Annotated in this window: 18 protein-coding genes and 3 pseudogenes; 1 reads left to right on the top strand and 20 read right to left on the bottom strand. The window is 31.4% G+C overall.

Features of this window, described 5'->3' with window-relative positions:
* Positions 1-48: 48 nt before the first annotated feature.
* The 7 genes and pseudogenes from B8869_RS01565 to B8869_RS12380 form a co-directional block, all read right to left on the bottom strand.
* Positions 49-1,983 carry an acyl-CoA dehydrogenase family protein gene (locus B8869_RS01565; RefSeq protein WP_084230009.1) on the bottom strand — a complete coding sequence of 645 codons (1,935 nt, stop codon included), beginning with the start codon at positions 1,981-1,983 and terminating at the stop codon, positions 49-51.
* Between the two features lie 407 nt (positions 1,984-2,390).
* Positions 2,391-3,707 carry a Na+/H+ antiporter NhaC family protein gene (locus tag B8869_RS01560; protein ID WP_084230008.1) on the bottom strand — a complete coding sequence of 439 codons (1,317 nt, stop codon included), beginning with the start codon at positions 3,705-3,707 and terminating at the stop codon, positions 2,391-2,393.
* Between the two features lie 203 nt (positions 3,708-3,910).
* Positions 3,911-4,588, bottom strand: coding sequence for an ABC transporter ATP-binding protein (locus tag B8869_RS01555; RefSeq protein WP_084230007.1), 678 nt, complete (start codon positions 4,586-4,588; stop codon positions 3,911-3,913).
* Between the two features lie 2 nt (positions 4,589-4,590).
* A complete protein-coding gene (locus tag B8869_RS01550; protein WP_084230006.1) occupies positions 4,591-5,619 on the bottom strand; it encodes a hypothetical protein in 1,029 nt (342 codons plus the stop codon).
* Positions 5,620-5,624: 5 nt separating this feature from the next.
* The gene (locus B8869_RS01545) at positions 5,625-6,644 is read right to left on the bottom strand and encodes a hypothetical protein (protein ID WP_084230005.1); all 1,020 of its coding nucleotides are present in this window, start codon (positions 6,642-6,644) and stop codon (positions 5,625-5,627) included.
* A gap of 35 nt (positions 6,645-6,679) precedes the next feature.
* Positions 6,680-7,213: a hypothetical protein gene (locus B8869_RS01540; protein WP_084230004.1), complete on the bottom strand. Its 534-nt coding sequence runs from the start codon at positions 7,211-7,213 to the stop codon at positions 6,680-6,682.
* 181 nt (positions 7,214-7,394) lie between these two features.
* Positions 7,395-8,382: pseudogene (locus B8869_RS12380) on the bottom strand (IS30 family transposase).
* 178 nt (positions 8,383-8,560) lie between these two features.
* On the opposite strand from B8869_RS12380, the gene B8869_RS01530 reads away from it, so the two are divergent.
* Positions 8,561-9,793, top strand: a complete 1,233-nt coding sequence (locus B8869_RS01530) for an ISL3 family transposase (RefSeq protein WP_234989714.1) — start codon at positions 8,561-8,563, stop codon at positions 9,791-9,793.
* Between the two features lie 153 nt (positions 9,794-9,946).
* Here B8869_RS01530 and secA read toward each other — a convergent pair whose 3' ends face one another.
* The 13 genes and pseudogenes from secA to B8869_RS01460 form a co-directional block, all read right to left on the bottom strand.
* Entirely contained in the window at positions 9,947-12,682 is a 2,736-nt protein-coding gene (gene secA, locus B8869_RS01525) for a preprotein translocase subunit SecA (protein ID WP_084230002.1), read from the bottom strand.
* Between the two features lie 276 nt (positions 12,683-12,958).
* Positions 12,959-13,477, bottom strand: coding sequence for an NYN domain-containing protein (locus B8869_RS01520; protein ID WP_084230001.1), 519 nt, complete (start codon positions 13,475-13,477; stop codon positions 12,959-12,961).
* The gene (gene rlmB / locus B8869_RS01515; RefSeq protein ID WP_084230000.1) at positions 13,474-14,184 is read right to left on the bottom strand and encodes a 23S rRNA (guanosine(2251)-2'-O)-methyltransferase RlmB; all 711 of its coding nucleotides are present in this window, start codon (positions 14,182-14,184) and stop codon (positions 13,474-13,476) included. Before rlmB ends, B8869_RS01520 begins: the two co-directional genes overlap by 4 nt.
* Positions 14,185-14,205: 21 nt before the next feature.
* Complete coding sequence (gene thyX, locus B8869_RS01510) at positions 14,206-14,937, bottom strand: FAD-dependent thymidylate synthase (RefSeq protein ID WP_084229999.1); 732 nt, start codon at positions 14,935-14,937, stop codon at positions 14,206-14,208.
* On the bottom strand, positions 14,934-15,359 hold the full coding sequence (locus B8869_RS01505) for a Mini-ribonuclease 3 (protein ID WP_084229998.1): 426 nt from the start codon (positions 15,357-15,359) through the stop codon (positions 14,934-14,936). Before B8869_RS01505 ends, thyX begins: the two co-directional genes overlap by 4 nt.
* On the bottom strand, positions 15,344-16,738 hold the full coding sequence (cysS, locus tag B8869_RS01500) for a cysteine--tRNA ligase (RefSeq protein ID WP_084229997.1): 1,395 nt from the start codon (positions 16,736-16,738) through the stop codon (positions 15,344-15,346). Before cysS ends, B8869_RS01505 begins: the two co-directional genes overlap by 16 nt.
* A 15-nt stretch (positions 16,739-16,753) precedes the next feature.
* Positions 16,754-17,272 (bottom strand): NUDIX hydrolase, encoded by a 519-nt coding sequence (locus B8869_RS01495; protein WP_084229996.1) that lies wholly within the window; start codon positions 17,270-17,272, stop codon positions 16,754-16,756.
* Between the two features lie 13 nt (positions 17,273-17,285).
* Positions 17,286-18,875: a CTP synthase gene (locus B8869_RS01490; RefSeq protein ID WP_084229995.1), complete on the bottom strand. Its 1,590-nt coding sequence runs from the start codon at positions 18,873-18,875 to the stop codon at positions 17,286-17,288.
* 9 nt (positions 18,876-18,884) lie between these two features.
* Positions 18,885-20,936, bottom strand: coding sequence for a glutamine synthetase III (locus B8869_RS01485; protein WP_084229994.1), 2,052 nt, complete (start codon positions 20,934-20,936; stop codon positions 18,885-18,887).
* Between the two features lie 527 nt (positions 20,937-21,463).
* Positions 21,464-21,982: a dihydrofolate reductase gene (locus B8869_RS01475; protein WP_084229992.1), complete on the bottom strand. Its 519-nt coding sequence runs from the start codon at positions 21,980-21,982 to the stop codon at positions 21,464-21,466.
* 114 nt (positions 21,983-22,096) lie between these two features.
* A pseudogene (locus B8869_RS01470) lies at positions 22,097-22,672 on the bottom strand (sodium/glutamate symporter); the annotation flags it as partial.
* Between the two features lie 33 nt (positions 22,673-22,705).
* A pseudogene (locus tag B8869_RS12595) lies at positions 22,706-23,700 on the bottom strand (IS30 family transposase).
* 97 nt (positions 23,701-23,797) lie between these two features.
* A complete protein-coding gene (locus B8869_RS01460; protein WP_234989711.1) occupies positions 23,798-24,448 on the bottom strand; it encodes a sodium/glutamate symporter in 651 nt (216 codons plus the stop codon).
* Positions 24,449-24,569: the final 121 nt, after the last annotated feature.

The raw sequence follows: 24,569 nt of genomic DNA, 5'->3' as shown, positions 1-24,569 counted from the left end.
AATTTTATAACTACTATGGTACTACCCTAATTTTATATATTTTTTAGACTATTGTCTATCTTTAGGGAATTCTTCTTCGATAAATTGTGATTTTTCCTTTTGACAATTAGGGCAAATCCAATCTTCTGGAAGTTTTTCAAATGTTGTTCCTGGATCGATTTCACCTTCAGAATCTCCAACATTAGGATCATATTCATATCCACAACCTTGGCATACATATACTCCATAGTTTGGAGCTAATTTTCTAGGCTTTGATCTTCTTACTTTTTTGAATTCAGGTGCTGGAGCCTTTTCTTCTGTTCCAAGTGCTTCAATTAATAGTGGCATAATTTCAAATATATCTCCTACAATACCGTAGTCAGCATTTTTAAAGATAGGAGCTCCGGAATTCTTATTGATTGCAACAATTGTAGCAGCATCTTTAATACCTTTTAAATGTTGAGATGCTCCTGAAACTCCAAGTGCTACATATAAGTTTCCTTTGAATTTTTGTCCTGACATACCAACGTATCTTTCAAGTGGTACAAGCTTAAGATTTTCAGCTACCGGTCTTGAACTACCTAGTGCAGCACCAAAAGCCTTAGCTGTTTGTCTTGCAAGTTCCATGTTTTCTTCGCTTCCTATTCCCTTACCAACTGAAACTACTCTTTCAGCATCGGCAATAGGTGTATTAATATCTATACCTACAGAAAAATCATATCCGTCTTTCTTTAAGTTTTTTATAAGTTCATCTACAGCTTCTTTTGCAGTATCAGCTTTAATTATTTGACGTTTTCTTTCTCCAGTGATAGGACCTTCTTTTTTGCCTGGAGCTGCTGCAGAACCTTTAGATTTTTTAGGCATTTTACCTACTAAACTAGCTGCGATAACAACTCTTTGAATTTCGTTAGTTCCTTCGTAGATTGTAGTAATCTTAGCGTCTCTGTAGAATCTTTCTACTTCCATACCCTTTAGATAACCTGAACCACCGTGAATTTGTAGTGCATCGTTTACAACTTCAAGAGCTATATCAGAAGCGTACATCTTAGCCATAGCTGATTCTGTTCCGTATGGTACGTGTAGAGTCTTCATTTCTGCTGCAGAGTAAATTAAGAATCTTGCTGCTCTTAATTTAGTTGCCATGTCAGCTAATTTAAATGCTATACTTTGTTGTTGAGAGATAGGTTTTCCGAATTGAACCCTTTCTTTTGCATATTTAAGAGCATGTTCATAAGCTCCTTGTGCAATACCTAAAGCTTGAGCTGCTATACCAATACGTCCTCCATCAAGAGTTTGCATAGCGATTCTAAATCCTTGACCTTCTTGTCCAAGTAAGTTTTCCTTAGGAACGATTACATTGTCAAATATAAGTTCAGCTGTTTTAGAAGATCTTATACCAAGTTTATCGTATGGGTCTCCGAATGAAAATCCTTCCCAACCTTTTTCAACTATAAATGCTGATATACCCTTTGTACCGATTCCAGGTGTAGTTACAGCAAATACTACATATGTGTCTGCTTCTGGAGCATTTGTTATAAATATTTTATTACCGTTTAGTACATAATGATCTCCATCAAGTTCAGCTACAGTTTGAGTTCCACCTGCGTCAGATCCAGCTTCAGGTTCTGTAAGACCAAAAGCACCGATTTTCTTTCCTGATGCTAACGGAACTAAGTATTTTTTCTTTTGTTCTTCTGTACCGAAAGCTTCAATCGGATATGAACCTAAAGATGTATGAGCTGATAAAATTACACCAACACCACCATCAACTCTTGATAATTCTTCAACAGCAATTGCGTATGATATTGCATCTAAACCTGCTCCACCATATTCTTTTGCGTATGGAATTCCCATCCAACCATTTTCTCCCATTGCCTTAACAATATCATGTGGGAATTCGTTATTTTGGTCTAATTGAAATGCTATCGGTTTAACCTCTGCTTCTGCGAACTCTCTTATAGCTTTACGTAGTTCCTCATGTTCTTTTGTAGTGCTATACAACATAGTTGTACCTCCTCTTTTCCTACTATTCTTTGAGATTTTCTTAGTTTAAATTTAAGATTTCTCAAGCTGTCAATTTTTGTCTTATCAATCTTAGCGATTAGCTGGTTATTTATAACATTTTTCTCCGGTAAATGTATAGTAAACTGCATTTATTGTCTTACTATCGTATTTTTAGCTAAACCTTTAAAATTATATTGTATTTAAAATAACTTTTTTTAAAGTATATGGCCTTAAAAGTTTAGATAAAAACTTTTTCCTACAAATAAAACTCGCCTTTCAAACTATACGATAATAGTACTGTATATTGCAGTTTAATGCAAGCTTTTTTTGTAATCCCCCACCGTATCAAATTGTCTATTCATTAATACCCAATTAACAAAAAAATAACATAGCTTTTGAAAATATTTTCAAAAACTATGTCTTAAATTTTTTCTATCTTTAATTAAGCTTAAAACAAAATTATATATTACTATTATAAACAAATAAAATGCAAACAATATAGCTTCTGCTCCAACTTCCATATTTGATAATGGTATTGCAGCGGCTATATTCCATGGTATTAACGGAGCGATAACAACAGAAGTATTTTCAACCGCCAAAGCTCTTTCTTGATTGTCCATTACTCCCTCTGTAAGTTGATTGGTCAAAATAGAACATAGAGATTGATTACAAGATATCATTCCGGTCGTAACTGCGACAATTGCCACAGCTCCAAAAGGTGTAATAGCTTTAGCTTTAGCTATAGCTGCTACTCTATTTTTTAAATCGTCTAACATATGAGTTGTCGTAAAGATTCCGGCGTAAGAACAGGAAATTATAATAATTATAGAAGCCTTTACCATACTTCTTATTCCTCCACCAGCTAAGACTACATTTAAACTCGGATCTTTACTTTCAAAACCATTTATCATAAACATCAGGAGTTCTCCAACTTCTGTATGTTGGATAAAAATAGAAATAAATATACTGACTACTATACTGGCCAACATTATCTTCTTTACGTCTACTTTAAATAAACTCATCAATATAATTAAAAGAGCTGGAATAACTACCAAAATATTCAAATTAAAATTTCGCTCATATACTCCCGTCACATCCGCAATTTGCTCTGCACTTTCAATTCCCATTCCCATTATATAATAGATTGCACTTGTAAGTAAAAGAGGTACTATACTTGTTTTTACAAGAATTTTTAAATTTTCAAATATATCTGTTTGGGTTATTGTGGCAATTAATATAGCTCCACTCGACATTGGAGAACATCTATCTCCAACATATATACCAGATAAAATTGCTCCTGCAGTATAAACTTCATTCACCCCAAGAGTCCTAGCAATGGAAATACAAATCACTCCCATGGTTGCCGATGTACCAAAAGCTGTCCCTGTTAAAATCGAAAGAATAGCATTTAACAAAAAAGCTAACACTAAAAACATACCTGGTGTTATGAACTTCGCTGATATAGTTACTATTCCCGCTATTGTTCCCGAACTTCTCCAAACAGCAGTTAGTATTCCTATTAATAAAAATACTTTTAATATATTTGAAACACTTTTTACCGCTTCAAACGAATTTTTAATTATAGTTTTTAGTTCTATCCCTTTTCTAACTCCATAGAGAGTAAATAGTATGTATCCTATTGCAAGTGCAAATACTATAGAAATTTTAAAATACACACAAAATATTATACATATAGAAAATAGACTTATAGTTAATAACTCCATGACTCCTCCTAAGTTACAATAAAAAATAGAGGATATCACCTCTATTTTTTTGTTACTTAACTATATTATATACTACTTGTGCTATTTGGGCTCTATTAATTATTTCTTTTGGATTAAAATAAATTCTAAACAGATATAATGTCTAGAATTTAATAGATTATTTACACACTTTATGCATAAATGAAATATGTCTATCTATTAACTTAATTAGTTGCTTTAATTAATTCTCCATCTATTATTTCATAATGGCATCCCTTAAATAATTCTATTAGAGAGTAGTCATGAGTTACCAAAATCAAGGCTTTATCTTCTCCTAATTTTTCTATATATTCTATCACTTTCATTTTCAACCTTGGATTTAAAGCGTTTGTAGGCTCATCAAGAATGATTACCTTTGGATCATTTATTACTGCTCTTGCTATAGCAACTCTTTGTTTTTCTCCACCAGATAGAAATTTAACTTTTTTATTCAAAAATTCTTTTATTTCTAAAATTTCAGAAATATAATCAATTCTCTCTTTCTTTTCTGCTCTATTATATTTCTTTGAATATATAAGTGGTATAACTATGTTTTCATACACAGTTTCCTCTTCCAAAAGATTATACTCTTGAAAAATAAATCCAAACATTTCATTTCTCAATTCCGCTATTTTCTTATTTGATAAATTTTCTATATTATTGCCTTTTATTAAGTAGTTTCCACTAAAATTTTTGTCTAATAACCCTATAATCTTTAATAAAGTTGTCTTTCCAGAGCCATTTTCTCCAGTTATAATAACTTTTTCTCCCTTTTCTATCTTAAGAAAGCAATCATTTAACACTACTTGTTCACAATTAGAATTCTTATTATATTTTTTAACTAAATTAGTTATTTGCAACATAGCTATTCTCCCTCCAATTTAATACTCAAATCCTCTTTTATTAAAATCCTTAAAATAATAAGTTCAAAAATTATTATAAATACTATTGATATAAATATATTAATAGCAAAAAAAGTATCCATGTTAAAAGCATTTAAATAATTCATTGTCAGAAAATTTATACCTGTTAAAAATATCAAAAATATTGAATTTCTTATAAAAATATTTAGCTTAGTTGCCCCACATATTAAATGAATAATGTACTCTCTGTGTAGTTTTGCATAGATATGTTTAATAATAATTATAAGTCCTAAAGCAGTAGCTATTATACTAATAATAATATAAATAAACATAAATCTCTTTACAAAACTAATTTCCTCAATATTTGAAAATTCATCCTTTTGTAAATGTAAAAAAGTATTTTCAAAAGCATTTTCAAATTCTTTATGCACATCATTATTCCCTGTATTATCCACCAACTTAGCATCTTCCGATAGAGCTATGAGTTCAATATCTGAAATTTGATAACTTGGCAAATTTTTAAACTCTTTTCCGTCAAACTTTATGAACTGGGCACTATTATCATCTAATAAATTTTCCATTTGAATAAGTTCCATTTTTTTCTCATCAATTTTAATTGAATCTATAATTTCAATATTTCCTAATGAACTCTCTTTCAATTTTTCTAAATCTTTTTTAGGAACATACCATATTATATTATTATCAGACCTATCTTCAAATTTCCCAACTAATACCAACACTTCTACATCAAATTTTGTATTTACATAATTTGAATAAAAATAAGTATATCCACCTTTTTTAAAAGTTTCATCTAATCTCTTTATGAGATTTTCTTTTTCTTTTTGATTATAAGATATCGGAACAGCAGAATAATAAGTTTCAAATTTTTCTGATTCGAAGGCAGAAATCATGGAACCTAAAGATGAGATAGATATTAATGTTATTACCATAATAATCAATTCTAAAATAAAAAATTCACGTTTATATCTAAATATATCTTTTACGCCTAATTTTAATATATCTAAAAACATCTCATTCACCTCATAATTCTTTTAATCTTTAAATTTATTAAAAAATATTTTATAAATAAAACACTCCATAAACTAAAAAATAAAAACCCTTGAATCTGAATTAAATGTACTTCACTGATATATATTTTATCTACAAACTTCAAATATGATAATGCCAATAAGATTGAAATTACGCTCATAATTATTGAGACGGGCATTATTATTTTGATGAGTCTCCTAAAAATATCTCCTATTGATGCTCCTGACACTCTACTTATGTAAATATATCTATCATATTTAAACAGTCCAATAAAAATTCCAGATATTAGCATTAAATAGATACAAGCTATACTTATAACCATATATTGTACATATCTCTTGCTTTCCAACGTTGCAGATAATAAACTTAATATATCCTTCGTATTCTTTGTAGATAGCTCCTTATATCCTAAAGATTTAAAATTTTTACCCACATTTTTGATTGTCTTTATATTATGTGAATCTATGTAAATTTTTGATATTTCTTCGTCCATAGCAAATAAATTTTTGATAATTTGAAAATGTTTATCCGCTATTACTGAGTTTCTATCAAATAAATTTATTAGTTCAAAATCATAATTCACTTCTACTTCATCCATAAATTTATTATCAAAACCTTTTCTCTTAATATCTTCTATTGATACAATTGCAATTCCCACTTTATTCTTATTCTCATAATCTTCATCTGAAAAGTACCTAAACCATTTTGGAATAATAAACTTAGTAGAACGTATATAATAATACATTTGAGGGTCATATACCCCCAAAACTATATTGTCTTTTCCCTCTGCTATAACTCTTACATCATCATACATATTTAAAAAGTCAAAACTTTTCTTTTGATATGGTAAATCTTCATCTTTAGCAAAAATTATATAATTTTCACTCATATTATAAGGGAAATTCGCCTCATCATTTCCTACTATATAATTAAATGCCAATATAAATATGCAATTAATTGTTATAAAAAATAAAATTATAATTATATTTTTCTTTATAAGATTCATGATTACGATTTCCCCTTATTTAAATATACTCTAACTTATCTTTGCAGTAAATCAATTCCCTGTTCTAATACTCTTCCTTCTCTAATAATTTCTCCATCTTTTAATTCTCCACCGCCTATTATTTCATAATCATTATCAATTAAGCCAGTGTAGCTTGTTAAATACATTGGTGTATTGCCATCAGCAATTGAAGATGAAAAATTATATAAAGCTCTTGTTTTAGGACCATTATTCCATTTGTCTTTTACTGTGATATTTTTTACAACTTGATTTGTATTATATTTATCCCCAGAATAAGCTCTAGTAGATGACCTATCCCCCTGAACATCATAAGTTATTTCAGTCCATCTATACCATATATTTCTATTGTCATAATTAACTGTCCTATCGGCTCCTCTTACAGAAGCTACACCATAATAGGTATCCGCAAAATATCCATCACCATGTTCAGAGCTAACATAAGTAGTATTAGTTGCGCTCCACAAAGTTGTTACAGCCGCATATGATAATGTAGGTAATAATATAGTTACTAACACCATTACAAATATCTGTTTAGATATTTTTTTCATAATTTAACCCCATTAATAGCTTTGACTTTTTAAATATTACAGACTCAGGATATTCCCTTATCCACACTTAAATTATCACATTTTTTTTGTGTGTCAACAAATAGGCTCTATAATATCTGTTGGGGAGTAAATCTCTAACAGATATTTTTATGCAGACGAATTGTCAAATCAAATGCAACACCTATGGTAAGAGACCAAAAAGTTCTTCTTTAGGTGTTTTATATTTTATACATTTTCTAGGTCTATTATTCATTAAACTTAAGTTATAATTTAATTCATCAATATTCACTTCTGATAAATCCATACCCTTAGGATAAAACTCCCTCAAAAGTCCGTTACTATTTTCATTTGTACCTTTTTGCCATGCACAATAGGGATCAACAAAAATAAGTTTTGCATCCTAATTCTTTTTCTATTTTCTCAAATTCTGAAAATTCTTTACCTCTATCAAAGGTTATTGTTTTTACTAATTCTTTTGGATAATCTTTTAATGCATTTATTATTGCTGGTGTTACGCTTTCCGACTTTCTATTTTCAACTAGGATTGCTATATAATATCTAGATTTTCTTTCTGCTAAAGTTACGAAACAACATCTACTTTTCCTTTTATGATCTAATCTGCCTGATTCCACTGTATCTGCTTCCCAGTGGCCTAATTCTTGCCTTCTGTATATCTCTTTAGGTCTTTTCTTAATTGTTCTACCTTTATCATTGAATTTTCCTCTTTTTTCTGCTGGCCTTTTAAATTTAGCTTTTTCTTCTCAAATTTTTCATACTAGTTTTTGGCAGCTTTTTGGCTGTATCATTCTATATATCGTTGATGTAGATGGTAATTCATGAATCTCATTTGTGTTTCTATTTGATATTTGTTCAGGGGACCAATGTTCGTTAATCTTTACAGTTAAATAATCAATAACATCTTTAGAAAATTTACTTTTTCTATGGCAGTCTTTTCTTCTATCAATATATTTATCATTTGCCTTTATCGGAAAGTACTTAGTGTAACTTCCCCTACTAACTTTTATCTTAGATGAATTTCTTTTAATTTCTCTAGATATTGTACTAGGTGACCTTTTTAAGTGCTTGTGCAATTTTCCTTATACTCATTCCTAAATTTAAAATTGGTAAATACAAGATCTTTCTTCTATGGTAAGATGGTTATAGCTCATAGTTAATCACTCCTTTTAATATGTTTTGTTTGGTCACTTACATATTAACACAGCTGATTAGCTATGAGTTTATTTATGTTGCACTTGTTATGATAAATTATCTGCAAAAAAATTGCACTTATACGCTTTTAGTCCTAAACTTTAAGTAATCAACAACAAAGCTTGGAGGTGCATATAAGTGCAAAATAATAATATCATGAATTTGTTTGGTTTTAAAGATGTAGTTTTTGATAGTGTTGATGAGAGTAATAATTTTGTTAATGTTCACGCTTCTGTTTCTAAGATGTCTATTTGTCCTCATTGTGGTTCTAAAAAGATTTGGGTTCATGATCATAGAATTCAAAAGATTAGGGATACTCACATCCGAGGTAAGAAATCTTTGATTTTCTTAAAGAAAACTAGATATGATTGTAAGTCTTGTGGTTCTCGTTTTGAGAGGAATCTTGATTTTATTGCCAAAGGTCATACTATGACCAATAGACTTGTTTTTGCTATTGTTTCTGAGTTTGATGAGGTGTATTCTATATCTTCTATTGCTAATAGGTATAATGTTTCTTCAAACACAGTATTAAGAATTTTAAATTGTTTAAGTGCTTCTAGAGCTAAACTTCCTGAGGTTTTATGTATTGATGAATTTAAAGGTGATAGTGGTAATATTAAGTATCAGACGTCTCTTCTTAATGGTGATACTCATAAAATTATTGATATTTTACCTTCAAGGGATAAAAGTTCTTTAGCTGAATATTTTAAAAGGATTCCTAGTATAGAAAAGAGAAATGTTAAATTTTTTGTAAGTGATATGTCTAAGGCATTTAAATCAGTTAAGAAATCATTCTTTAAAAACGCAATACATATCATAGATAGGTACCACTTCATAAGACAAGTATCCTGGGCATTAGAAAATGTTAGAAAGAGAATACAAAAGGATATATCATCAAAGCTTAGGAAATATTTTAAAAGAAGTAAGAGTTTAATTACAAAACCTGCCTCTAAGCTAACTTCAGAACAAGCTAATGAAGTATCACTTATGATTGAACTTAACAAGGAATTAAAAGAAGCATACAAGTTAAAAGAATTGTTCTACTGTGTGCCCTGTGGGTACCAGTATGTACTTAGTCAGCCAAACAAAACTAGAGCTAAAAAAGCTTTAAGAGAATGGATAAAAAGAGCAGATGAATCAAAATTAAAAGAATTTAAATCTTGTATTACTGCTTTTAAGAATTGGTTTGAAGAAATATGTAATTCATTTGATTACTCTTGGTCAAATGGACCTCTTGAAGGAACTCATGCAAAGATAAAAACATTAAAAAGAAATTGTTTTGGTATGAGAAATTTTGACTTGTTTAGAAAAAGAATTATGTTTTCATGTAAGTATAGATTAGGAAAACGGGAAAATTTGCAAAACCCCTAGGGGTTTTATTTGCTATGCTTATTTTTAGTTGTTTTTTGCTATTTTAGTTTTGATATCTTTATTAGCGTCTATGTGCCCATTTTTACATAAAGAAAGAGACTCGAGTTAACGAGCCTCCCCAATATTTGACATAGAGCCATTTAATTTCATATCTTATTTATTTTTCCCACAGCAATTTTTATATTTTTTGCCTGAACCACATGGACAAGGATCATTACGTCCTACTCTTTTATCTTTTCTAACATATGGTTTTCTCTTTCCATCATCTGGATTTACGGTTTCAACTTCTTTAGCTACTCTTACTCTTTCAACTCTATCTGGATTTACAACATGGAATAACATTTTTATTGTATCTTCCATTATTGATTCGTTTAATTCTTCAAACATGTCAAACCCTTCTTGTCCGTAAGCACGAACTGGGTCAACTTGTCCTACTGCTCTTAAGCCGATTCCCTTTCTAAGTTGATCCATTGCATCAATGTGATCCATCCATTTTTGGTCGACATTTTGTAAAAGCACAACTCTTTCAATTTCTCTGAATTTTTCAGAACCAAATTCTTCTTCCTTATCTTCATATTTATCAAGAGCTAAGTCTTTAAATAATTCTTTTAAAGATTCTACATTTGCTTCTTCGTTATCTAAGAAATCTTCTTCAAATCCAAATTGGTTTATACCATAAGTTCTAAGACCATCCATATCAAGATACTTTTGGTTTGATTCGTTAGTCTTATTGTAGAAGTCTACAGTGCTATCGATTAGATTTTCTATCATTGAGATAATGTATTCTTTAAGGTCTTCACCTTCAAGAACTCTCTTTCTTTCGCCATAGATTACTTCTCTTTGTTTGTTCATAACATCGTCATATTGAAGAACGTGTTTACGAATTGAGAAATTGTTTCCTTCTACTTTTCTTTGAGCAGATTCAATAAGTCTTGTTAATATTCCAGCTTCTATTGGCTCGTCATCTGGAGTATCTACCATTTCCATTGTTTGTTTGAATCTATCTCCTGCAAATAGACGAATTAAATCATCATCTCCAGAAATATAGAATCTTGTAGAACCTTTGTCTCCTTGTCTACCTGAACGACCTCTTAACTGATTGTCAATTCTTCTAGACTCATGACGCTCTGTACCTATTATTCTAAGACCACCGGCAGCTGTTACTTGTTCTGCTTCTTTGTCTGTTTCCACTTTGTATTTAGCTACTAATTCTTGGTATGTCTTTCTTGCTTCTACAATTGCTTCATCGTCTGTTTCATTGTATGAATCAACTTCTTCAAGAATCGCATCTTCATAGCCTTTTTTCTTCATTTCTTGCTTAGCCATGAACTCTGGGTTCCCGCCAAGCACAATGTCAGTACCACGGCCCGCCATGTTTGTAGCTATTGTAACAGCTCCAAAACGACCAGCTTGTGCAACTATTTCAGATTCTTGCTCGTGCTTTTTAGCATTCAACACATTGTGTTTAATTCCGGCATGTTTTAAATATTTTGAAAGTTCTTCAGACTTTTCAATTGATATTGTACCTACAAGCACAGGCTGTCCAATTTCATGCGCTTCTTTTATCTCACGAGTTACAGCTCTAAATTTAGCTTCTTCTGTCTTATATATTGCATCGTTGTTATCAATCCTTTGAATTGGCTTATTAGTTGGAATTTCAACAACGTCTATATTATAAATATCTCTGAATTCGCCTTCTTCTGTCATGGCAGTACCTGTCATACCAGAAAGTTTTTTATACATTCTGAAGTAATTTTGGAATGTAATTGTAGCTAAAGTCTTGCTTTCCGCTTTTACTTCCAAACCTTCTTTTGCTTCTATTGCTTGGTGTAGACCTTCTGAATATCTTCTACCATACATCAAACGACCTGTGAATTCGTCAACGATTATGATTTCACCATCGTTTACAACATAGTCTATATCTCTCTTCATAGTTCCCTTAGCTTTTAAAGCTTGGTTGATATGGTGTGATAATTCCATATTTTCAAGATCAGCTAAGTTTTCTATTCCAAAATATTTTTCAGCTTTTTCTATACCTTTATCAGATAATGTAGCTGTTTTATCTTTTTCACTGATTACAAAATCAACAGTCTCTTCTTCAAATTGTCTGTTGAATCTTTCAAAGTTAGATTCATCTTCTGTTTTTATTCTAAAGCTCAAAGTTTCTACAAAGTCACGAGCTCTTGTATATAATTCTGTAGATTCATCTCCCATACCGGAAATGATAAGAGGAGTTCTCGCTTCATCTATTAAGATTGAGTCGACCTCATCCACGATACAATAGTTAAGTTCTCTTTGAACTCTTTCATGCTTGTAGATTACCATGTTGTCTCTTAGATAATCAAACCCAAACTCATTATTAGTTCCGTATGTTATATCTGCTCCATAAGCAACTTGTCTTTCTGCAGGAGTCATATCGTGAATTATACATCCAACAGTTAGACCTAAGAAATTATATACCTTTCCCATCCATTGCTTATCACGGTTTGCCAAATAGTCATTTACTGTAACTACGTGAACACCTTCTCCAGTGATTGCATTCAAATATGAAGGAAGTGTAGCGACTAAAGTTTTACCTTCCCCTGTCTTCATTTCAGCAATTCTACCTTGGTGAAGTATAATACCACCTATTACTTGCACACGGAAGTGTTTCATTCCCAAAACTCTCCATGAAGCTTCTCTAACTACTGCAAATGCTTCTGGTAGCAAGTCATCTAAACTTTCACCATTTTTATATCTGTCTTTAAATTCTTGTGTTTTATTCTTTAATTCTTGATCAGTAAGTCTTTTTATATCTGATTCAAGACTCATAACCTTATCTACTATAGGTTCAATCTTTTTTAGTTCCCTTGAGGAATAGCTCCCAAAGATTTTTTCAAATAAACCCACTTAACCACCCTTTCTGTTAAGCCATTTTTTATACCAATCTTTATTATATACTCTAACATGCAAAAAATACAGCTTTTAATAAAAAGTTAAACAAAACTTAGAAAAGTTTGTATAATTTAAAATGACATAGAAAATCTACTATGTCACCTAATTAAATATTATGTATATCATAGACTTTATTTGATATTATAACAATAAATAAAATTTTTTAATAGACATTATCAAACTTTATTACATAAATAATATAAAAAGAACACAGTAATCTGTGCTCTAAATTTATAATTCAATATCTTTTAATTTGTTTAGCTGCTCATCATCTATCTTGTTTGAAAGTTCAGAACTTTTCTTCAATGCTTTTTGTCTTGTAAAGATCACTTGTTTTGAAAGTCCAACTTCAACTTCAAATTCTCTTGCTGAAAGTCTGACTCCACCTCTTGAAAGTATAATCTGCTGTTCGATATTATCCGAAGTCGCAACTCTCACACCTTTTACCCTCGGCATTTCCGACAATTGCCTTTCAATATAATGATCCGCCGTTTCAAATTCCTTTGTGAAAACCACTAATATTCCCTTGTAGTCATATATAGCTCCGGCTGATTTTTTAACCATGTATGCATCAAACACTACAATCACTTTCTCATCAACTGTATGCGCATACTCTGAAATTATATCTACCAATTGCTTTCTCTGATCTTCAAGTGGCAAGGATTTATCAAAACTGCTCCAAGCATTTATTATATTGTAACCATCTACAAAAAGATATTTTTCAGCTTTTTTGTATCTTATAGGTTTCATTTTTCACTTTGTCTTAAAACTTCTGCCATTAAAACAGACGCCGCACAAGAAGCATTCAATGAATTTATTGAACCTACCATAGGAATTGTAAGCATTGCATCAACGTGTTTCTTTAGTGCTTGAGACATGCCCTTTCCTTCATTTCCAATAACAAGAGCTAACTTTCCAGTCAAATTAACTGATGTATAATTTTCACCTTTTAAGTCAGTTCCGTATATCCAATAGCCATTTTCTTTTAAATTTTCTATTGTCTGTGTTAAGTTTACTACTATTGCAACTTTAATTCTTTCAATAGCGCCTGCAGAAGTCTTATACACTACATCATTTACATAAGCTGAATTGTGTTTTGGAATAATTATTCCCTTAAATCCAAACGCTTCGGCACTTCTTGCTATTGCACCAAAATTATGAGGGTCTTCAATTTTATCTAGTATCAAAATCTTTTCTATTCCCTCTTTTTTAATTTCTTCAATTGACGAATACTCAAAGTCAGAAACTAAGGCAACCACACCTTGATGGTTTAATCCATTTGAATACTCATCTAATTTACTCTTATTTACTTCTGTTACCAAAACTCCATTAGCTTTTGCCATTCCAAAAATTTTTTTAATAGAGCCTTCTCTATTTCCTTGTTGGATATATAGCTTATCAACTTTTTCCGCTTTTAGCATTTCAATAACAGGATTTCTACCATAGATATATTTCATAATTTACACACTCAAAAGAGATTACAGACTTCTATAGAATTCTCTAACTTCTTTTGCCTTTCCGCATGACATAGCGCCTTCTTGGCAAGCTCCAGATGCACAGCTTGGGCCAGCTAAACTAAATAATGTAGGAGCTATCTCTTTACATTTTTTAAGCATTTCAGTAGCAAGTTGTCTTATCTCCCACTGAGCTCTATTACAACACCTCAATTCAAAGAAATTCATAAGCGTTCTTGCATTCATTGTGAATACAATTTTTGTTTCGCAAGCATTTGGAAATACATATCTAGCATCTTCTATTGATGCCTTTTCAACAGCACTTTTATTTCCTTCACCTTCTTTATCAGCTATTAAAAGCTCTGTTATCTTTTTATATGCTTCTTTTGAGTTTTCCATAGCTTCCATAAAAATCTTCTTTGCTTCTTCATTTTTTTCTATTTCCGGTGGAATAATATAATTGAATTCATCAAGTCTGACATATCTTTGTGATTGTTGTGAAAAAGATGCTATCCTATGTCTTACCAATTGATGTGTTAGAGTTCTAGATACACCTTCTACTGCAAAGGTAAAACTTGCATGTTCGATAGGTGATGCATGCGAAAAACTCATAAGCATCTTCAAAAACTTTTGTGCATCTTCCTTAGTCATATTTTCAGATATTTCTTCCACTCCAACTTTTGAATAGCATAGCTTAGCAGACTTAGCTATTAACTCTTCCGGATTAGGAGTGTGCGCTATAATTTCGACTTTCATATTCTACCCCTACTTTCTGTAATCATTTCAAATAACTCAAGTATTCTGTCTGACCTGTCTAATAAATATAAGTACCCAAATAGACATTCCAATCCTGTGGCATTTCTATAATCAGATATGCTTTGATTTTTGGGAACTGTATGTGACTTTGCATTCCTACCTCTTTTAAATACTGCAGTCTCTTCTTCTGTCAGACTCTCTAAAATGTTTTCTATTGATGTAGCTTGGCTTGATGCTTTTACGTAATTTATAGTTTCTATATGGAGTTTTTTAGGATTTTTATTTTTGTTTAAAATTGTAGTTCTAACCAAAAGTTCATAGACAGAGTCCCCTAAAAAAGCTAGAGCAAGAGGAGAGAGTTCCTTAATAGAACTCTCATCATATCCCTTTGAAATTTTCAAAAACTTTAAGCTCTTTTCCATTTTGTTCCTGCTCTTGTATCTTCTATAACTACTCCCATATCAAGTAGCTCTTGTCTGATTTCGTCAGCTCTGTTAAAGTCTTTATTTTTTCTTGCTTGCACACGTTCTTCAATAAGTTTTTCAACTTCCTCATCAGTTTCTTGACTCATTTCTAAAATTCCAAGTACTTTAGTTAATTTATTAAGTGTTTCAAGCGTTTGAGATACAACTTTTTTGTTTGACTCTTCATCTAGTCCTGTGTTTACCTTTTTAACTATGTTGAAAATAGCTGTGATTGCATCTGCTGTGTTTATATCATTTTCCATTGATGTTTCAAAGAACTTAACTTCGTCTTCAATTGAAGTTAAAAATTCTCTATCTGCATCTGAAAATTCTCTTTCTTGAGTTGAATCAAGTAGTCCAACTAATTTATCTCTTCCGTTGTAAATTCTTTCAAGAGAGTTTTTAGTTTGTATCATAACATCTCTTGAGAAATTAATTGGGCTTCTGTAGTGGCTTGACAATAAAAAGAATCTTAAAACTTCTAAGTCAAATTCTTCTGCAACTTCTCTAACTGTGAAAAAATTGCCTTTAGATTTACTCATCTTTTCATTATCAACAGTAATCATTCCATTGTGTAGCCAATAATTTGCAAAAGGTTTTTCATTTAATGTTTCTGATTGAGCTATTTCATTTTCATGGTGCGGAAACTGTAAATCTTCTCCACCTGAATGGATGTCTATAGTTTCTCCTAATAGGCTCTTTGCCATTACAGAGCATTCTATATGCCATCCTGGTCTACCTTCAGACCATGGTGATTCCCAGTAAGGTTCTCCCTCTTTTTTTCTCTTCCAAAGAGCAAAGTCAGCCGGATTATCCTTTAGTGATGAAATATCTACTCTCGCTCCGCTTATCAAATCTTCTAATTTTTTGTGTGATAGTTTTCCGTATTCTTTAAAAGACTCAACTTTAAAGTATACATCTCCATCAGATTCGTAAGCAGCTCCTTTTTCTACAAGCCCTGCTATAAAATCTATTATCTCTTGAATGTGTTCAGTTGCTCTTGGATTCATTGTATTGTAATCATATAGATGTAATCCATTAGCGTCTGTTTTAAATTCTTTAATAAATCTTTCAGCAACTTCTCTTACAGTAGTATTTTCTTCATTAGCTTTATTTATTAGTTTGTCGTCTATATCTGTAAAATTGACTACAAACTTAACTTCATTTCCTTTATATATGAAATATCTTCTCAAGGTATCAAAAACACAAAGAGGTCTTGCATTCCCAACATGAATATAGTTGTATACAGTTGGTCCACAATTGTACATTCTAACTTCGCCCTCTACTACTGGATGAAATTCTTCTAGACTTCTAGATAAAGTATTGTATAATTTCATTTTTCCTCCTATGTGTTATTCATTTAAATCCATTGGAATTTTTGAAGCTGAACTAAAAAATTTGTCATAGTAGTCCAGCTTTATCATCTCTCTTTTTTCAATCAGCTCAAAAATCTCGTCTAAAGTTACAATTCTAACTTCTGAGACTTCTTCCTTTTGTAAGACTAAATCTTCCAACTTCAATTTTTTATCTATCAAATAAATATAAAATATCCCAAAATTTTCTACAATAATTCTCTTTAACCTTATTTTAGATTTTGAAATATCAATGCCTATTTCTTCTCCGGCCTCTCTTATAAGACCTTCTTTCGGTTCTTCCCCTGCAAGGACTGAACCGCCTACAGAACAATACCACTTATTAGCAAAAAGCTTCTTGTTTTTACTTCTTCTCTGGATTAAATAGTGGTCTTTATCCACTCTAATCCATCCTTCAGAAACTAAGTGATACTCCCCCTTAATCATCTTATCTCCACGTTTTATGACTCTATTTTTCTTCTCGCCGGATTTACTGTAAACATCCCAAAATTCAGCCATAAAAGCTTTTATCTCACTTTAAACAAGCTTTAATAAAGCCATTGAATAATGGATGTACTCTATTAGGTCTTGATTTAAATTCTGGATGGAACTGACACGCAACAAAAAATTTATTTTCAGGTATTTCTATGATTTCAACTAAATCTAAATCTTCATTTATTCCCGAGAAAACAACTCCGGCACGTCTTATTTCCCCTCTAAATGAGTTGTTAAATTCATATCTATGTCTGTGTCTTTCAACTATATGTTCATCTTGATAAAGTTCTCTTGCTAAAGTTCCCTCTTCAATTATGCAGTCATAATCTCCAAGCCTTAAAGTTCCGCCAAGATTTTCAACAGTTTTTTGATTTTCAAGTAAATCAATAATTGGGTAGTTTGTCTCTGGATCTATTTCAGAAGAGTTAGCACCCTTTAAGCCAAGTTTATTTCTTGCAACATCTATAAGTGCAATTTGCATACCGTAGCAAATTCCAAAATAAGGTACATTGTGCTCTCTAGCATACTTTGAAGTCATTATCATCCCTTCAGTACCTCTGCTTCCAAATCCGCCCGGAACAATTATTCCATCTACATCTCCAAAAACATCTTCAATATTTTCTTTTTCAAGATTTTCTGCATTTACCCATTTTATACAAACTTTAGAACCATTTTCATATCCTGCATCCATAAGAGCTTGAGTAACTGATAAGTATGCATCGTGTAAATCTACATATTTACCAACTAATGCAATTTTAACTTCTCCTTCAGCTTTCTTAAATCTTTCAACCATTTCTTTCCATTTATGTTTAGATTCTTGTGGTTCGATTTCAAGTTTTTCTATAATGTAGTTGTCAATTCCTTGTTCGTGGAATACCATTGGCACTTCATATATAAGCTCAACAGTTTTTGACTCTACTATTGCCTCTTTAGGTACGTCACAGAATAAAGAGATCTTTTCTTTTACTTGGTCTGTTATTTCAACTCCACTTCTAACAACTATTATGTCAGCCTTAATTCCATAGCTCATTAATGACTTGTAAGAGTGTTGAGTTGGCTTAGTTTTTAATTCATCTGAACCAGGTATTGTAGGTACTAATACAGTGTGAACAAATAATACATCTTCCGGTTTGCTTTCAGCGTGAATTTGTCTTATAGCTTCTAAAAATGGAAGAGATTCTATATCCCCTACAGTTCCGCCTATTTCAGTTATAACTACATCAGCTTGAGATTCTTGAGCTGCTTTATAAACTGCCTTTTTTATCTCGTCAGTTATGTGAGGTATAACTTGCACAGTTGAGCCGTTGTAGTCTCCTCTTCTCTCTTTTTCAATAACTTTCGAATAAACTTTCCCTGTAGTTATAGATGCTCTTTTAGTCAATTCTTCATCTATAAATCTTTCATAGTGTCCTAAATCCAAATCAGTTTCAGCACCATCTTTAGTAACAAATACTTCGCCATGTTGATAAGGGCTCATTGTGCCTGGGTCAATATTAATATATGGGTCAAATTTTTGCATGAATACACTAAGTCCTCTTTCTTTTAAAAGACGGCCTATACTCGCTGCAGATATACCCTTGCCTATCCCTGAAACAACTCCTCCAGTAACAAATATAAACTTTGACATTAATTCCTCCTAAACTAATGAATTAAACATTTCTCTATAAGTTGGTATATAATTGATTTTTTCTGATATCTTAAGTTCTAATTCATCAATTATAACTCTAGCTTTTTCTAATAACATTGTAGCATTTTCTTGTAGCTCTTCGGTAGTCCTAAAAATATCTTCATCTAATTCCAATCTGTCATGTAGCTCAACCATTTCTTCTCTTAAGTTATACAACTCAGTTATAGAATCATTAAACATTTCAAGTTCAGCTCTCAAAGCTTGATTTTCAATGTTTGCCAAATAATCAGCATAAGTCATGGCTTGTTTCATAGCAACTGGAATAATTTGCTTTTGAATTACCTCTTGCATAGTTCTAAGTTCTAATAGGTGAACTTGTTTTATCTCTTCATAAGCTATTTGGTAAATAGCTTCCATTTCCACTTTAGAAAAGATGTCTTGTCTGTAGAATATTTCATAACAATCTTCATCTTTAACAGCTTTTAAAGCATCAAATAAAGTCTTGTGGTTTTTAAGACCTCTTCTGTTTGCCTCTTGAATCCATTCTTCTGAATAGTTGTCCTTGTCATAAATTACTCCGCTGTACTTATCCATTGTATTTCTTACAATATTATACACTGTTTCTTTTATATCTTCAGCACCCTTTAACTCTTCATAAATTCTTTCAAGAGCATCTGCCATTGCAGTATTGATTACAATATTTAATTCTGCAGCAGACTTAGAACTTCCAAGCATTCTGAATTCAAATTTATTTCCTGTAAATGCTACAGATGCAGTTCTATTTCTATCAGCCTTATCACTTGGAACTTCCCCTAGAGTCTCAATTCTCATAGGTTCAAATTTAGTCTTAGGTTTATAATTTTCATCACTTATCTTTCTGAATACATCTTCAAGATCTGTTCCTAAAAACATAGAAACTATAGCCGGAGGCGCTTCATGTCCGCCCAATCTATGGTCATTAGAAACATTAGAAGAAGCTATTCTCAAAAGAGTTTGATTTCTGTATACAACTTCTATAAGCGCACTTACAAAGACTAAGAAGGGTAAATTTTCTTCAGGATTGTCACCTGGGTCAAAACAATTTAGTCCGTAGTTAGTTGCTATAGAATAATTGTTGTGCTTACCACTACCATTTACACCCTTAAATGGCTTTTCATGTAATAGACAAACCATATTATGTTTTTTGGCAACTGACTTAAGTATGTCCATACAAAGTTGGTTGTCGTCAACTGCTATGTTCACATTTTCAAATAGTATAGCAACTTCAAATTGCCCTGGAGCAACTTCGTTGTGTTCAGTTTTTGAATAAATTCCTAAACTCCAAAGTTTCTCATCTACTTCTCTATAGAATTTTTCAACTCTTTCAGGTATTATTCCAAAATAGTGGTCTTCAAACTCTTGAGCCTTTGGAGGTCTTGCCCCAAAAAGAGTTCTGCCTGTACAAGCTAAATCAATTCTCTTGTTATATAAATCTCTATCAATTAAGAAAAATTCTTGTTCAAGACCAACTTTAACTCTCATTCTATAAGTATGTTCTTCTTCTAACATATTCATAATCTCAGAACCTATTTTAGAAAGTCTGTTAGTTGAAGTAAGTAGTGGAGCTCTAGTGTCTAACTTTTCTCCGGTAAAAGCTACGAATACAGTTGGAATATATAAAACATTATCTATTATAAAAGAATTTGCAGTTACGTCCCAATAAGTATAACCTCTTGCTTCAAATGTAGATCTTATACCTCCACTTGGGAAAGAAGATGCGTCCGGCTCTCCCTTTATAAGTTCCTTGCCTGAAAAACGCATGAGAGGTTCATTGTCTGTTCTATCTACAAAAGCCTCCATTTTTTTAGCAGTAAGTCCATTTAATGGGAAAAACCAATGTGAATAGTGTGTAGCGTTGTTTTCAATAGCCCATTCTTTCATTGCATGAGCAATGGCATCAGCAGTATCACGGTCCAATTCAAGATTGTTCCTAACTACTTCTTTCCATTTCATATATACTGAATGAGGTAGTCTTTCCTTCATACGTGCTTTATTAAACGTCATCTTTCCAAAATTCTTCATCTTGTTCCTCCACTATAATAAATTTCCCATAAAAACAAAAAAATTGGCATAACCAATGCCAATATGAAAAAAAATATTACCCAAGACGAAATCTTGAGGTGTTTTCTTTTATTATATACTTTCAGATTTATTTTATCAAACAAAATTTAACTTTTTGACTCCAATTTTTCTAACTTAGATCTATCTTAAAACAGATTATATATCCAATTATCAAATTAAATAATTGCATCAATCACTTTAAAATGTGATAAAATTTAAAAAAGGAGGCTCTTATGAAAAATATACTTATTGCTTTTCTATGTTTTACGTTTCCTATGTTCGGATTAATTTATTCACTACTATCTGAAGATGAAAATAAAGGCCTATATTTAAAGATTAGTGTCATTTCATTAATTTTAAAATTTATACTTATTCTAATACTTCCAATATTTGGTTTGAGCATTTCTTTTATAATTTTAAAATTTCTCTCTACTGTAACTTATTAGAAAATCCCCTCCTTACTAAACAGTAAAGAGGGAGCTTTTAATTTAGAACTCTATTCCATTCCACTTTTTAATATTATTGTTTTTATATACAACTATATGGTAGTCTACTTGAGGATCGTGTACAGTTTCACCTTCAGTTTCAATTTCCCAATCAATCTCTTTATCTAAATTCGGAAAATATTTCTCCACATGCTCAAAAGCAACGTGTGTTTTGGTTATTATTGCCTTTTCACAATATGGCAAAAACATCTTATATATCTCCGCTCCGCCTATCACTGCAAAATTATCAGGCTCAACACTTGAGTATATCTCCATAGCTTCTTCAGGCGTATGTATAATTTCATATCCTTCAGGCTTTATATCGCTTCTGGTTAAAATTATATTTCGCCTCCCCGGCAATGGCTTTTTGTCTGGAAGAGTTTCATAAGTTTTTCTTCCCATCAAAACTATCTTCCCCATTGTAGTTTCTTTAAAAAATTCCAAGTCGCTTTTTAAATGTATCAGCATATCATTGTCTGCGCCTATTCCCCAATTTTTATCTACATTTACTATTGAAAACATATTTAACTCCTAATCAAATTTTTTATCAAATTTACTCCACATCTACTTATTCTACAACCATTTTATCATAAAAAATAGCAGAGCCATTAGCTCTGCCATAATTATTAAATTAAATTACATACCTGCGTTTAATTTTAGCGCTATATCTAAGAACTTAGTGATTATAATAGCATTTGTAATGTTACTTATAAATCCACCAATTACAGGCACTACGAAGAATGCCAACTTAGAATATCTATATTTGTCGCAAACAGTTTTCATAGTTGTCATTGAAACTGGAACAGCTCCTGTACCAAATCCAAGGTGTCCTACAGCCATAACTGCTGAGTCGTAGTTCTTTCCTAACAATCTGAAAGTAAAGATGTATACGAATAACACTATGAACACAACTTGAGCCACAAGAAGTACAACTAATTGTCCACCTAGGCCAGCTAATTGCCATAACTTCATTGTTACAATTGACATAGATACGAATAGCCCTAATGAAAAGTCTCCAACTGTATCTAAAGCTTCTAAAACTTCATCGCTAACTTTATTTGTCTTATCTAAGAATAATCTTACTAAGATACCACCGAACATACAGCAAACGTGTATTGGGAAGTTTTGTCCAAAATATTTTAGTGTTAAGAAGATAACTTGTCCTATTCCACAAGCTACAACTAACATATATACCGCTGACATAACTGTCTTTTTATTGACGAATTGTCAAATCAAATGCAACACCTATGGTAAGAGACCAAAAAGTTCTTCTTTAGGTGTTTTATATTTTATACATTTTCTAGGTCTATTATTCATTAAACTTAAGTTATAATTTAATTCATCAATATTCACTTCTGATAAATCCATACCCTTAGGATAAAACTCCCTCAAAAGTCCGTTACTATTTTCATTTGTACCTTTTTGCCATGCACAATAGGGATCACAAAAATAAGTTTTGCATCCTAATTCTTTTTCTATTTTCTCAAATTCTGAAAATTCTTTACCTCTATCAAAGGTTATTGTTTTTACTAATTCTTTTGGATAATCTTTTAATGCATTTATTATTGCTGGTGTTACGCTTTCCGACTTTCTATTTTCAACTAGGATTGCTATATAATATCTAGATTTTCTTTCTGCTAAAGTTACGAAACAACATCTACTTTTCCTTTTATGATCTAATCTGCCTGATTCCACTGTATCTGCTTCCCAGTGGCCTAATTCTTGCCTTCTGTATATCTCTTTAGGTCTTTTCTTAATTGTTCTACCTTTATCATTGAATTTTCCTCTTTTTTCTGCTGGCCTTTTAAATTTTAGCTTTTCTTCTCAAATTTTTCTATACTAGTTTTTGGTCAGCTTTTTGGTCGTGTATCATTCTATATATCGTTGATGTAGATGGTAATTCATGAATCTCATTTGTGTTTCTATTTGATATTTGTTCAGGGGACCAATGTTCGTTAATCTTTACAGTTAAATAATCAATAACATCTTTAGAAAATTTACTTTTTCTATGGCAGTCTTTTCTTCTATCAATATATTTATCATTTGCCTTTATCGGAAAGTACTTAGTGTAACTTCCCCTACTAACTTTTATCTTAGATGAATTTCTTTTAATTTCTCTAGATTATTGTACTAGGTGTACCTTTTAAGTGTCTTGTGCTAATTTTCCTTATACTCATTCCTAAATTTAAAAATTGGTAAATACAAGATCTTTCTTCTATGGTAAGATGGTTATAGCTCATAGTTAATCACTCCTTTTAATATGTTTTGTTTGGTCACTTACATATTAACACAGCTGATTAGCTATGAGTTTATTTATGTTGCACTTGTTATGATAAATTATCTATTGAATAAAATTTCAGAAACTGTATCTGTTAGAGTTTTTGAATTGTTATCAAGTTCTGGATCTTCAAAGTGATATTTCTTAACTAAGAAGTTTCCAAATGGTCCACCTAACATAGAACCTGCGATAAGTCCAAATGTAGCTGCTGCTATAGCAACTTCCATTGCCGCTGTTTGTCCAGCTTCAACTGCTATAGGGGCAAAACTTGCTGCATTACCATGACCACCTGTCATTGGTATTGAACCTGTCATCATAGAGATAAGCGGATTTACTTTTAATAGTGAACCTACTCCTAAAGCTACTGCATTTTGTCCAGCTGATAGTATTGCTGCTAAAATTGCAAATATTACTACTAACTTTCCACCTTGCTTTAATAGTGCCATACTTGCTGCTGTACCACTTGCTGCGAAGAATAGACAATAGAACAATGTGTTAACTGTTTTAAAGTCAAAGTTTGGTTCTAAAATATTTGCATAGTATAAAATCATAGTTATTATTGCTATTGTTGTTCCACCTACTACTGCTGAAGGTATACAATATTTTTTAAGAGTTGGAAACTTTCCTCTTAAAAAATCCCCTAAGTATATACCTAATACTGCCAAGAACAGGGTTTCAAACATCCCAAATTCAACAACCATTCTTTCCATTAATTCCTCCTAATAAATTTATAAATTATAAATACGAATTTCATTATACCCATTATTAATCTATATCCCTATACATAAATAGAGTAAACTGAAATCATCTCTCATGTATTCTTTATTTTTA

It is taken from the genome of Peptoniphilus asaccharolyticus DSM 20463 (assembly GCF_900176115.1).
Classification (GTDB): Bacteria; Bacillota; Clostridia; order Tissierellales; family Peptoniphilaceae; genus Peptoniphilus; species Peptoniphilus asaccharolyticus.
This window is presented reverse-complemented; position numbering and strand designations above follow the sequence as displayed.

What these genes read in the sequence shown, in the direction of transcription:
- B8869_RS01565 (WP_084230009.1), bottom strand. Translation starts at nt 1,983, where the DNA reads ATGTTGTATAGCACTACAAAAGAACATGAGGAACTACGTAAAGCTATA.
- B8869_RS01560 (WP_084230008.1), bottom strand. Translation starts at nt 3,707, where the DNA reads ATGGAGTTATTAACTATAAGTCTATTTTCTATATGTATAATATTTTGT.
- B8869_RS01555 (WP_084230007.1), bottom strand. Translation starts at nt 4,588, where the DNA reads ATGTTGCAAATAACTAATTTAGTTAAAAAATATAATAAGAATTCTAAT.
- B8869_RS01550 (WP_084230006.1), bottom strand. Translation starts at nt 5,619, where the DNA reads ATGTTTTTAGATATATTAAAATTAGGCGTAAAAGATATATTTAGATAT.
- B8869_RS01545 (WP_084230005.1), bottom strand. Translation starts at nt 6,644, where the DNA reads ATGAATCTTATAAAGAAAAATATAATTATAATTTTATTTTTTATAACA.
- B8869_RS01540 (WP_084230004.1), bottom strand. Translation starts at nt 7,213, where the DNA reads ATGAAAAAAATATCTAAACAGATATTTGTAATGGTGTTAGTAACTATA.
- B8869_RS01520 (WP_084230001.1), bottom strand. Translation starts at nt 13,477, where the DNA reads ATGAAACCTATAAGATACAAAAAAGCTGAAAAATATCTTTTTGTAGAT.
- rlmB (WP_084230000.1), bottom strand. Translation starts at nt 14,184, where the DNA reads ATGAAATATATCTATGGTAGAAATCCTGTTATTGAAATGCTAAAAGCG.
- thyX (WP_084229999.1), bottom strand. Translation starts at nt 14,937, where the DNA reads ATGAAAGTCGAAATTATAGCGCACACTCCTAATCCGGAAGAGTTAATA.
- B8869_RS01505 (WP_084229998.1), bottom strand. Translation starts at nt 15,359, where the DNA reads ATGGAAAAGAGCTTAAAGTTTTTGAAAATTTCAAAGGGATATGATGAG.
- cysS (WP_084229997.1), bottom strand. Translation starts at nt 16,738, where the DNA reads ATGAAATTATACAATACTTTATCTAGAAGTCTAGAAGAATTTCATCCA.
- B8869_RS01495 (WP_084229996.1), bottom strand. Translation starts at nt 17,272, where the DNA reads ATGGCTGAATTTTGGGATGTTTACAGTAAATCCGGCGAGAAGAAAAAT.
- B8869_RS01490 (WP_084229995.1), bottom strand. Translation starts at nt 18,875, where the DNA reads ATGTCAAAGTTTATATTTGTTACTGGAGGAGTTGTTTCAGGGATAGGC.
- B8869_RS01485 (WP_084229994.1), bottom strand. Translation starts at nt 20,936, where the DNA reads ATGAAGAATTTTGGAAAGATGACGTTTAATAAAGCACGTATGAAGGAA.
- B8869_RS01475 (WP_084229992.1), bottom strand. Translation starts at nt 21,982, where the DNA reads ATGTTTTCAATAGTAAATGTAGATAAAAATTGGGGAATAGGCGCAGAC.
- B8869_RS01460 (WP_234989711.1), bottom strand. Translation starts at nt 24,448, where the DNA reads ATGGAAAGAATGGTTGTTGAATTTGGGATGTTTGAAACCCTGTTCTTG.